The following is a 12,494-nucleotide window of genomic DNA, read 5'->3' on the forward strand; positions in this document are numbered from 1 at the left end:
TTCCCTGCGGCGATCACCCGCACTGTTTCGGGTCAGAGACCGCGATCGATGAGGTCGAGGATCTCCTCACTCGTCGCGGCGTGAATCTTGTCGACGGCGGCCGCATGCGCATCGTCGGACGTGCCGACCTCGGCCAACAGGCTTCCCAGGCGCTGTGCGATGGCGGACCGCGCCTCGCTGTCCTCGCCGAGTTCGGCGATGGTCGCGCGCAGCCGGTCGACGTCGGCCAGGGCGACGGACATCGGGTCCGGGACGAGTTCGGAGCGCAGGAACTCGGCGACGGCACGCGGACTCGGGTGGTCGAACACCATGGTCGGCGGCAACCGCAGCCCCGTGGCGGCACCGAGATGATTACGGAGCGCCACGGCCGCCAGCGAATCGAAGCCGAGTTCCTTGAACGCCTGGTCGGGGTCCACCGAATCCGACGCGTCGTAACCGAGCACCGTGGCCGCCCCGCCCCGCACCAGATCGAGCATCAGGTGCCGCTGTTCGGGGATCGACCGGTCGGCGAGGCGCTGCGCCCAATCCGACGGCCCGGCCCCGCTCGCGGTCACGACCGCGTCCGACCCCGCGGCGTGCGGGCGCGATTCCCGGATCAGGCCGCGCAGCGGGGCGGGAACGTACGGTGCGGCCGAACCCGAGTGGTCGAACCGTGCGGCCGCGACCGTGGGCGCACCGGCGGCCAGCGCGCTGTCGAGGAGGGCCAAGCCGTCGGCCGCGGGCATGGGAATCATTCCGCTGAGGCGGGCTCGGGCGAGGTCGATCGCGCCGAGGTTGTCGGTCATGGCGCTCGGTGTCGCCCACATGCCCCACGCGATCGAGAGCCCGGGCAGCCCGAGGGCGTGGCGGTGATGGGCGAGGGCGTCGAGGAACATGTTCGCGGCCGCGTAGTTCGCCTGTCCGGGGGCCCCGAGGATGCCGGCGAGCGACGAGAACATGACGAACGCCCGCACGTCGCTGTCCGCGGTCAGCCGGTGCAGGTTCCAGGCCGCGTCGACCTTCGGTCGCAGGACCGCGTCGAGCCGCTCGGGGGTGAGCGACGCGAGGGTGCCGTCGTCGATCACGCCGGCGGCGTGGATCACCGCCGTGAGTGGGTGTTCGGGCGGTATCCCGGCCAGCAGAGCGGCGACCGCCGACGCGTCCGCGGTATCGCACGCAACGATGCTGACCTCGGCACCCAGACCGCTCAGTTCGCTGCGCAGCCGGTCGCTGCCCTCGGCGTCGGGTCCGCGCCGGCTGGTCAGCAGCACGTGCCGTGCCCCGTGTTCGGTCACCAGGTGCCGGGCTACGAGAGATCCCACCGTGCCGGTGCCGCCGGTGACGAGGACGGTGCCGCCCGGATCGAACGGTGTCGGTTCGTCGACGGCAGGCATGCGCCGCAACCGCGGTGCGCGCAAGGTGCCGTTCCGGGCCGCCAACTGCGGTTCTCCGCTCGCCAGCGCCGACGTGACCGCGGCCTCCGCGTCGGATTCGTCGTCGAGGTCGATCAGCACGAACCGGTCCGGGTTCTCGTTCTGTGCGGAGCCGACGAGACCCCACACGGCCGCGGCCGCGAGGTCGGGACGGGCGTCGTGGTCCTGCCCGTCGTCGGTGACCATGGCGTTGCGGGTCACGATCACGAGTGGGCTGTCGGCGACGGCCTCGTCGTCGAGCCACTCCTGAAGCAGCCGCAGTACCCGAGCGCACAGGTCGTGAGCCGCGTCCGGACCGTGGTCGCCCTCGGTCGCACACCCGACCAGCACCGTCCACGGACGCAGATCGTCGTCGTCCGGCCGGGACTGCATCGCGGTCCGCAACGTTTCGAGGTCGGGGTAACCCGGGAACGTCGAACCGACACCCGGGTCGCCGAACCCCTCGGCGTCGAGCACGACCGCCGGTCCGAGGGGCCGTTCGGACGAGGCCACCTCCACCGGGATCCAGGCCGCCCGGTGCAGTCGAAGGGACGGCGACCGGCCTGCGCCATCTCCGTCGACCGCCCTCTGCGCCACCTGCAGGGCATCGACGGTCAGCACCGGCTCACCGGCGGGGTCGACGGCGGCAACGCGATACCGCCCGTCCTCGCCGGGGGTGAATCGGGCGGTCATCGCCTCCGCGCCGACGGTGTGCAGACGGATCCCCGACCAGGTCAGCGGCCAGCCGTCCCACCCGAGGAGGGGTTCGATCGCCGCCTGCAGCAGCTCCGGATGGATGCCGAATCCAGTCGTGTCGGTGCCGTCGTCGAGGCGCACCGCGGTCTCGGTGTCGCCCGGGTCCTGCTGCGGCACACCGGCGGCGGGGCCGACGACGTCGTCGATCGTCGCCGAAGCGTTCCGAACCCAGCTGTCCGGGCCGTCGGTGTCACCCGACTTCGACGAGATCGTGACGGTGCGAGCGCCGTCGGTGCCGGGCGGCGACACCAGCACGCGAATCGAGACCAGTCCCGACGGCGGGAGGACGAGCGGGTGGTCCAGCGTGAGTTCGTCGATATGGTCGAGACCGACGTGGTGGGCCGCGTGCAGGGCGAGTTCGATCGGCACCGCCGGCAGCAGTGTCTTCGCTGCGCCGGTCGCCGGCTGGTCACCGTCGTCGATCGTCGGTGGCACGAGCCATGGATCCCGGTGCAGGGACAGCTGTCCGGTGAACAGGGTCGCGTCGTCGTCGAGGGTCACCGCGGCACCGAGCAGCGGATGATCGGCCGGGGTCAGACCCAGCTCGGTAGGGTCGCCGGTATGTCGGGTGGACGCCGTCGGCCAGTAGGAACGGCGCTGGAATGCATAGGTGGGCAAGGCTACTCGGCGGCGACCGGGCAGTACCCGATCCCAGTCGATCGTTGCGCCCTGCACGTAGGCGGCAGCGACCGCCTCGATGATCCCGTGTGTTTCCTCCCCGCGCCCGGGCAGCGTGGCGATCGTGTTCGGGACGACCTCGGCGGCCAGTGCCGCCAGTGCCGCGCCCGGGCCGACTTCGACGAGGCGGGTGACGCCGAGTTCGTCGAGGGCGCCGACGCCGTCGTGGAAACGCACCGCGTGCCGGATGTGCCGGGTCCAGTACTCCGGGGACATGAGTTCGTCGGCGGTGGCGACGCGGCCGGTGACGTTGGAGACGACCGGAATCTTCGGCGGCTGCGCCGTCAGCCTCGACACCACGGCGGCGAACTGGTCGAGGATGGGGTCCATCAGGGTCGAATGGAAGGCCCGCTCGACCCGCAGACTCGTGGTCTTCAGTCCGGCGGCGGACAGTTCGGAGGCGACGGCGTGCACGTCGCGTTCGCTGCCGGCGAGGACGACGGAGTCGGCGCCGTTGACGGCCGCGAGATCGACGCGGCCGTCGATCCGCGGCAGGATGTCTTCCTCGCGTGCCCGTACGGCGATCATCAGCCCCGGTTTGGTCGACTGCATCAACCGTCCACGGTCACCCACCAGGGCGGCGGCATCGGGCAGGCTGAACACCCCCGCGACGTGTGCCGCGGTGATCTCGCCGATCGAATGACCGATCAGGTAATCGGGGGTGATTCCCCAGTCCCGCAGCAACCGATAGAGCGCGACCTCGACGGCGAACAGTGCCGGCTGGGTGTACTCGGTGCTGTCGAGCTTCGCACCGCCACCGTCGGAATCGTCCCAGATGACTTGCCGTACCGGGGTTTCCACGTGTTCGTCGAGTGCGGAGCAGACCTCGTCCAGTGCCCGCGCGAACACCGGGTAGGCCTCGTAGAGGCCGCGGCCCATCCCGATGCGTTGCGCACCCTGGCCGGTGAACATGAAGGCTGTCTTGCCGCGGGCGCTCGTCCCGGTGACGACGTTGCCGCCGGGGCGCCCCGTGACGATGCGGGCGAGGCCGTCGCGCAGGTCGGCGAATGTTTCTCCGATCACCGCGGCGCGGTGGGTGAAACCGGATCGGGTGGTGGCCAGTGAGTAGGCGAGGTCGGCCGGATCCGGGAGTTCGGACTCGTCCGTGTCGAGGAACTCCGCCAGCCGGGTGGCCTGCGCCCGCAGCGCGTCCCCGGTCTTTCCGGAGATCACCCAGACCAGCGGCGACGTCGACGGAGAGGCCTCCGGCGCCGTGTCCTCGGGCGGCTGTTCGAGGATCATGTGCGAGTTGGTGCCGCTGATACCGAACGACGAGACGGCCGCCCGCCGGGGTCGTCCGGTCTCCGGCCAGGCAACCGATTCGGCGAGCAGCGAGACCTCGCCCGCGGTCCAGTCGACGTGCCGGGTGGGGACGTCGCCGTGCAGGCTCGGGGGCAGGATCCCGTGCCGCATCGCCATCACCATCTTGATCACGCCTGCGACGCCCGCCGCCGCCTGGGAGTGGCCGATGTTCGACTTGACGGAACCGAGCCACAGCGGCCGGCCCTCCCGGCCCTGCCCGTACGCGGCGAGCAGCGCCTGCGCCTCGATCGGGTCGCCGAGCGTGGTGCCGGTGCCGTGCGCCTCCACGGCGTCGATGTCTGTGGGGCCGAGCGAGGCGTCGGCCAGCGCCTGGCGGATGACCCGTTCCTGGGACGGCCCGTTCGGGGCGGTCAATCCGTTGGAGGCCCCGTCCTGGTTGACCGCCGATCCGCGGATGATCGCCAGCACCCGGTGGCCGTTGCACCGGGCGTCGCTGAGCCGCTCCAGCACCACCATTCCCGCGCCCTCGCTGAGCCCGGTGCCGTCGGCGCGGTCGGAGAACGGCTTGCAGCGTCCGTCCGAGGCGAGCCCGCGCTGGCGGCTGAACTCGATCAGCACACCGGGTGTGGCCATCACCGTCGCCCCGCCGGCCAGCGCCAGCGCGCATTCCCCGTCGCGGAGTGCCCGCGCCGCCAGATGCATGGCCACCAGCGACGACGAGCAGGCCGTGTCCACGGTGACCGCGGGACCGGTGAAGCCGAGGGAGTAGGAGATGCGGCCGGACGCGACGCTGTTGCTCGTCCCGGTCATCAGATAGCCCTCGGCGTCGACGTTGCGCTGAGTCATCAGGTGGAAGCCGTAGTCGCCGCCCATCAGCCCGACGTACACGCCGGTGTCGGTGAGGCCGGGCGCGGTCGGCCGGATCCCGGCCTGCTCCAAGGCTTCCCAGGCGCTCTCGAGGAGCAGCCGGTGCTGGGGGTCCATCGCGATCGCCTCGCGCGGGCTGATCCCGAAGAACGCGGCGTCGAATTCGTCTGCGTCGTAGAGGAACCCGCCCTCCTTCATGTACGTGGTGCCGGCCCGGTTCGGGTCGGGGTCGTACACCTCGTCGAGATTCCAGCCCCGGTTGTGGGGGTACGCGCCCACGGCGTTGCGGCCGTCGTGGACGAGCCGCCACAGGTCCTCCGGGCAGTACACCTTGCCCGGGTATCTGCACGCCATTCCCACGATCACGATCGGGTCGTCGTCCCTGCGGGCACGTGTCGGCCCGGCCGGCTGCGGAGCCGCATCGTCCCCGAGCAGGCGCGCCACCAGTTCCTGGGTCAGCGCGTCCGCGGTGGGGTGGTCGAACACCACGGTGGCGGCCAGTCGCACACCGGTGGCGGTCGCCAGTTGATTGCGCAGTTGCACGGCAGTCAGCGAGTCGAAACCGAGTTGTTTGAAGGCACGTTCCGGGTCGATCGCCTCCTTGCCTTCGTGACCCAGCACAGCCGCCACGTGGGTGGTGACGATGTCGAGCACCCGGTTGTGCCGCTCCCCGGGGTCCAGCGCCCGCAACTCCTCGGCCAGGCCGGTCGGGGAATCGGCCGCCGCGGCACGGCGACGACGGACGCCGAGCACCCGGCGCAGGATCGGCGGCAGCGACTCGCCCTCGGATCGAGAGGCCCTCGTCGAGAGCCGTATCGGCACGATCAACGGACGGTTCACGGCGAGAGCAGCGTCGAACAGGGCCAGACCCGATTCCGGGCTGATGGTGTCGATGCCGCTGCGCTGCAACCGGTCGAGGTCGGCCGCATTCAGATGGGACGTCATGCCGCTGGGCCGGTCCCACAGTCCCCAAGCCATGGACGTCGCGGGCAGCCCGCGGGCACGGCGGTGCTGCGCGAGTGCGTCGAGGAAGACATTCGCCGCCGCATAGTTCGCCTGGCCTGCGCCGCCGAGCACACCCGCCGCGGAGGAGAACAGCACGAACGCCGACACGTCGCGGTCCCGGGTGAGTTCGTGCAGATGCCAGGCACCGTCCACCTTGGGACGGAGGACGGCGTGCAACTGGTCCTCGGTCAGGGTGGCGGCGGTGGCATCCTCGAGCACCCCGGCGGCGTGGATCACGCCGGACAGGTCGGGAATGCCGGCAAGGAGAGCGGCCACCGCGGCGCGGTCGGCCACGTCGCAGGCGACAGCGCTGACCTCCGCCTCCGACTCGGCGAACTCGGCACGCAGTTCGGCCGCACTCTCGGCATCGAGTGCGTGCCGGCCGGTCAGCACCAGACGGCGCACCCCGTGCCGCGCGACGAGGTGGCGGGCGATCAGTCTGCCGATGGTTCCCGTGCCGCCGGTGATCAGGACCGTGCCGTCCGGGCCGAAGCGTGCGGGTCCCGGTTCGGGTGCCGACGCGGCGGGCGTCACCGCGGCGAGCATGGGCGCCAGCAGTACACCGTCCCGGATGGCCAGCTGAGGCTCGTTGCAGGCCAGGGCCATGGCGATCAGCGAAGGGTCACCGGCGTGTACGTCCAGGTCCACCAGCGTGATGCGGTCCGGGTGCTCGTTCTGCACCGCGCCGATCAGTCCCCACGCGGGGGCGGCTGACACGTCGTCGACCGGATCGTCGTCGCGGACCGCCACCGCGAGCCTCGTCGTGACCAGCAACCGGGTCTCGGCCAGGCGATCCTCGCGGAGCCAGGACTGGACCGCCCGCAACGTCGCCTCCGCGGCGGTGTGCGCTCGAGTCGGCGTGTCCGGTTCGTCGCCCGGTTCGCGGTCGAGCCACAGCACGCGACCTTCCGGATCGCCGCCGGCAAGCGCCTCCTCGAGCGGCATCAGGTCTGCCGGAGCCGTGCTGGACGCACCCACCGGCATCCATTCCACGCGGTAGAGGCTGTCTCGGACCCCGGCGGCGGGCACACCCGACTCCCCGAGCGGCCGCAGTGCCAGCGATTCGGCGGTCAGCACCGGTCCGCCTGCCGCGTCGTACGCGGAGACCCGGTAGCGCTCGGGTCCGGTCGTGGTGACGTGCACGCGCAGGGCGGTGGCGCCCACGGCGTGCAGCTGCACCTTGTCCCAGGCGAACGGCAGCCGGACACCGGTGTCCGCGGCCCCGAGCGCAATCACGTGCAGCGCCGCGTCGAGCACCGCCGGGTGGATTCCGTATCCCGCGACCGCAGCAGCAGGGTCCTCTCCGCTCAGCCGCACCTCGCCGAACAGGTCGTCGCCTCGCCGCCACGCCGCGCGGAGGCCGCGGAAGGCCGGGCCGTATTCGTAGCCGGCCTCGTCGAGCACGTCGTACAGACCCCGGACGTCGATCGGCGTGGCATCGGCGGGCGGCCATTGCTGTTCGGGGGAATCGGCGGTGTCGACGGCGGCCGTGAGCGTTCCGGTGGCGTGCCGGGTCCACGGGGTGTCCTGCGCGGCATCGGCAGGCCGGGAGTGCACCGACACCGTGGATCGGCCCGATTCACCGTCGGCGAGCACGCTCACCTGCAATGCCGCCTCACCCTCGGCGGGAATCACCAGGGGTGCTTCGATGGCGAGTTCTTCGAGCCTGCCGCACCCCACGCGGTTCCCCGCGTGCAGGGCGAGCTCCACGAAAGCCGTGCCCGGCAGAATGACGGTGCCGCTGACACCGTGGTCGCTCAGCCACGGAAGGCGTTGTGGCGACAGCAGACCCGTGAACACCGCGCCCCGGCCGTCACCGAGCTCGACCGACGCGGCGAGCATCGGATGCCCCCCGGTTTCCATACCGGTCGACGCGAAATCGCCCTGCGGAACCGGACTTTCCAGCCAGTAGCGGCGGTGCTGGAAAGCGTACGTGGGTAGGTCCACCCACTGCTGCCGATCGTCGTGCCGCGCCCAGCTCACCCGATCCCACTCGACGTGCAGTCCGTACACCTGTGCCTCGGCGAGTGCGGCGGTGAACTGGCGCAGGCCCGCGCGGTCGCGCCGGATGGTCCCGATGGCGCGGCCGGCGACGCCCGCCGCGTCGAGGGTTTCCTGCAAGGGCACGGTGAGGACGGGGTGGCTGCACGACTCGACGAACAGTCGATACCCGTCCGCGGCCAGCGATCTCGTCGCCTGCTCGAAGCGGACCGTCCGTCGCAGGTTCCGGTACCAGTAGTCCGCGTCCAGTGCGGTGCCGTCCAGCACACCACCGGTCACCGACGAGTAGAACGGAATTCGCGACCGGCGGGGAGTGATGGACGCGAGGACATCGAGAATGGGTTCCCGCAGGACGGAGACGTCCGCGCAATGCGACGCGTATTCCACGGCGATCCGCCTGGCCTGGACGCCGTCGCCCTGCAACTGGCCGACCAGGAGGTCGAGGGCGTCGACGGGTCCGGAGATCACCGTCGCGGACGGCCCGTTCATCGCCGCGACCTCGACGGCGCCGGCCCAGGGCTGAATCTTCTCCCGCACGATGTCCGCCGGCAGTGCCACCGAGGCCATCCCGCCGCCACGCCGGGCCGACGCGCCGATCACCCTGCTGCGCGCGGCCACGACGAGCGCCGCATCCGAAAGACTCAGCGCGCCCGCGACATACGCGGCCGCGATCTCGCCCTGCGAATGTCCGACGACGGCCGCCGGTTCGACACCGTGGGAACGCCACAATGCCGCGAGACCGACCATCATCGCGAACAGCGCCGGTTGCACCACGTCGACCCGGTCCAGAGCCGCGGGATCACGGTCGCGCAGCACGTCCAGCAACGAGAAGTTGGTGTACGGGGCCAGCGCGTCGGCGCACTCCCGCACGGCGTCGGCGAACACCGGCGACGTGTCCAGGAGTTCGGTGGCCATGCCCACCCACTGCGAACCCTGGCCGGGGAAGACGAACACCGGCCGGTCGCCGGCTTCCAACGCCACGCCGGTGACGACGTCGGCGCTGGGCGCGCCTCGGCTGAGCGCGTCGAGGCCGTTCAGCAGGCCCTGCGGCCGCGCGCCGATCACGGCGGCGCGGTGGTCGAACGTGGCACGCGAACCCAGCAGTGCGCCTGCCACGGCGGCGGGCGTCAGGCCCGGGTGCTCGGTGACGTAGTCGCGCAACCGCTCGGCCTGGGCGCGCAGCGCGAGCTCGGTGTGGCCCGAGACGAACCAGGCCACGATTTCGTCCGGGGGAGAGACTGATTCAGACGCCGTGGGCTCGACCGGTGGGGATTCCTCCAGGACGACATGCGCGTTGGTGCCGCTGATGCCGAACGACGAGACCGCCGCCCGCCGGGGCCGATCGGACGCCGGCCACTCCCGGTTCTCGGTGAGCAACGACACCGAACCGGCGGACCAGTCGACGTGCGGGGTCGGCCGGTCGACGTGCAGAGTCTGCGGCAGGACGCCGTGCCGCATCGCCATGATCATCTTGATCACCCCGGCGACGCCGGCGGCCGCCTGGGTGTGCCCGAGGTTCGACTTCACCGAGCCGAGCCACAGCGGCCGGTCGGCGGGGCGGTCGCGTCCGTAACCGGCCAGCAGGGCGGACGCCTCGATCGGATCGCCCAGCTTCGTGCCGGTGCCGTGCGCCTCGACCACGTCGACGTCGCCCGGGCCGAGTCCCGCATTGGCCAGCGCCTGCGCGATCACCCGCTCCTGAGCCTGCCGGTTGGGGGCGGTCAGGCCGTTGCTGGCGCCGTCCTGGTTCACGGCGCTGCCGCGGATGACGGCCAGTATCCGGCGACCCTTGCGCTCTGCGTCGGACAGGCGTTCCAACGCGACCATCCCCGCGCCCTCGCCCCACGCCGTGCCGTCCGCGGCGGCAGAGAATGCCTTGCACCGGCCGTCCCGGGCCAGCCCACGCTGGCGGCTGAACTCCACGAACACCGCGGGGGTCGCCATCACGGTCGCCCCACCCGCCAGCGCCAACTCGCACTCGCCGCTGCGCAGCGCCTGTATGGCGAGGTGAATGGACACCAGCGACGACGAACACGCGGTGTCCACCGTGATCGCGGGCCCGTTCAGGCCGAAGCTGTAGGCCACGCGGCCGGACGCGACGCTCATGGCGTTGCCGGTGATGAAGTACCCCTCGAGGTCTTCGGGCGGCATGCCGCCCGCCCGTGCCGCGTAGTCGATGCCGGACAGCCCCGTGAAGACGCCGACCTGGTGGCCGTGCATCGACCGCGGATCGATGCCGGCATGCTCGAACGTCTCCCAGCTCGTCTCCAGCAGAAGCCGCTGCTGCGGGTCCATCGCCAGCGCCTCGCGCGGCGAGATGCCGAAGACCTCGGGGTCGAACCCCGCCGGATCGTCGAGGAAGCTGCCCTGCACCGTGTATGTCTTGCCGGCCTGCTCGGCCGTCGGATCGTAGAGGTCCGCCAGGCCCCAGCCCCGGTCCTCGGGGAACCCGGCGACGGTGTCGGTGCCGGACTCCACCAACTGCCACAGGTCCTGCGGCGATCGCACCCCGCCGGGGAACCGGCAGCCCATCCCGATGACGGCGATCGGTTCGCGGCTCACACCCTCGACCTCGCGCAGCTTTTCCCGCGCTTGGTAGAGCTCCGCGGTCACTCGCTTCAGATAGTCGAGGAGCTTCGCCTGATCGGCCATATCGGGGTCCTATCCGAGATCCGCCATACATAGCGCGGAAACCTCGATTGTATCCGCCACCACCATGCGGAGGCAGCGGTCCGAGCATCACCATCGATCGATCTACCTGGTCAATTCGGGCAGGTCACATGGGATACCCGCCGCTGCTCCGGTCCACACCACTTCCGGTTATTCGGATGCCCGGCGACCGCGGATGAAGGTAGTGTGGCGACTCCGAGCAGGATCCGTATCGAGGAGGTGAGACCTGTGTCCGTTCGTTCAGGTCGGGTGCTCTCACTCCGCGACCGCGCGGTCGTACCGACATAAGGTGACCGGGAGAGCGCCCATCGGCATTCCGGAAGGCTCTCCCATGTCAGTGTCTCTCTCACCGTCCCTCGAATTCGTTCTCGTCACGAGGCTTCGCGCCGCCGGCTGTGTGTTCGCCGAGGACGAGGCCCGTTTGATCGTCTCCGCGGCCCGGACGTCCGACGAACTCGCGTCGATGCTGGACCGCCGCGTCGCAGGCGTCCCTCTCGAACACGTCCTCGGCTGGGCCGAGTTCTGCGGGCTCCGGATCGCGGTCGATCCGCGGGTGTTCGTGCCGCGTCGTCGTACCGCGTTCCTCGTCGAGCAGGCCGCCGCCCTCGCGGGCCCGCGCGCTGTCGTGGTCGACCTGTGCTGCGGTTCGGGTGCGGTGGGTGCGGCGCTCGCCGCGACGGGCGACGGCATCGAGTTGTATGCGGTGGACATCGACGCCGCCGCCGTCCGGTGCGCGCGACGCAACGTCCCGGACCCAGGCCGGGTGTTCGAGGGCGACCTGTACGAGCCGTTGCCCACCACGCTGCGGGGAGGCATCGACGTCCTGGTGGCCAACGCCCCGTACGTGCCCACCGACGCGATCCGGTTGATGCCGCCGGAGGCCCGGTTCCACGAGCCGCGGGTCTCGCTCGACGGCGGCGCGGACGGACTCGACATCCAGCGGCGGGTGACCCTCGGGGCACGCGACTGGCTCGCGCCGGGCGGTCATCTATTGATCGAGACCAGTGCGGGTCAGGCCCCGCTCACCGCGGAGGCGTTCGCGGACGCCGGGTTGATCACCCGGATCGAGACCTCGGAGGAGATGGACGCCACCGTCGTCGTCGGCGCCAACCCCAGGTGAGTGCCGAAGCGTCCCGGGGCACGCTTTGTCACTCACGTGCGGGGGGCTGCTCACTTTCGATCCGGACGCAGCAGTACCCCTCGGCGGGTGCCAGTATGGCGCGCCGATCCTCGCATCCCGCGCCGTCGAGCAGTCCGGAGAGCAGTGCGAGGTTCATTCCGCACACCATGTCGGTGTGCTGCCGGGCGAGCGTGTGGAACGGGCAGTTGACCAGGACGAGGGTGCCGTCGCTGCGGCGCGGTTCGTAACCGCACGTCGCGAGCGCCGCGAGCAGATCGTCGTCCGTGCAGCCCGTGTCGGCGCCGAGGCCGCGCCCGAAGTCGTGGGCACGCGCGGAGAGGGCCGCCCGCGGTGATGCGCCGGTGGAATCCGCGTCCTCGATCGCCCGGGCGAGCAACTCGCCGGCGAGCGCGTACGCCCGCTCGGGCAGGTGTACCGAGAACTCACGGTCGGATCGTCGGTAGAGCTTGGCGGGCCGCCCCGCGCCCGGACCCGCCCGCCCCCCGCGCCGCGCGAACTCGACGGCCAGCAGCCCCTCGTCGGCCAGCTTCTCGAGATGGAACGCGGACGTCGAGCGGGCGAGTCCCAGCGCCTCGGCGACGTCGTCGCGGCTGACCGGGGTCGTCTGCGTGCGCACGTGGTCGTACACCCGCCTGCGCACCGGCTCGTCGAGCGAGGAGACGGCCGAGACGTCCGAGCGTGGAGTGTCGTCCATGGACCCATTGTAAAACCGAGAATCGTTG

General features: G+C 71.2%; 3 protein-coding genes. 1 reads left to right on the forward strand and 2 read right to left on the reverse strand.

Annotated features, from left to right (window positions below; all coding sequences use genetic code 11):
* Positions 1 to 32: 32 nt before the first annotated feature.
* Entirely contained in the window at positions 33 to 10,613 is a 10,581-nt protein-coding gene (locus tag QM841_RS16215) for a type I polyketide synthase (protein WP_283332752.1), read from the reverse strand.
* A 349-nt stretch (positions 10,614 to 10,962) separates the two neighbouring features.
* On the opposite strand from QM841_RS16215, the gene QM841_RS16220 reads away from it, so the two are divergent.
* Positions 10,963 to 11,751, forward strand: coding sequence for a putative protein N(5)-glutamine methyltransferase (locus QM841_RS16220; RefSeq protein ID WP_283332754.1), 789 nt, complete (start codon positions 10,963 to 10,965; stop codon positions 11,749 to 11,751).
* A gap of 28 nt (positions 11,752 to 11,779) precedes the next feature.
* Here QM841_RS16220 and QM841_RS16225 read toward each other — a convergent pair whose 3' ends face one another.
* A complete protein-coding gene (locus QM841_RS16225) occupies positions 11,780 to 12,466 on the reverse strand; it encodes a helix-turn-helix transcriptional regulator (protein WP_280782983.1) in 687 nt (228 codons plus the stop codon).
* Between the last annotated feature and the right edge of the window lie 28 nt (positions 12,467 to 12,494).

The organism is Rhodococcus sp. IEGM 1307 (assembly GCF_030056915.1).
Classification (GTDB): Bacteria; Actinomycetota; Actinomycetes; order Mycobacteriales; family Mycobacteriaceae; genus Rhodococcus_F; species Rhodococcus_F opacus_D.

Bases quoted from the DNA above. Each gene is read 5' to 3' on its own strand.
- QM841_RS16215 (WP_283332752.1), bottom strand. From the start codon at position 10,613: ATGGCCGATCAGGCGAAGCTCCTCGACTATCTGAAGCGAGTGACCGCG.
- QM841_RS16220 (WP_283332754.1), top strand. From the start codon at position 10,963: ATGTCAGTGTCTCTCTCACCGTCCCTCGAATTCGTTCTCGTCACGAGG.
- QM841_RS16225 (WP_280782983.1), bottom strand. From the start codon at position 12,466: ATGGACGACACTCCACGCTCGGACGTCTCGGCCGTCTCCTCGCTCGAC.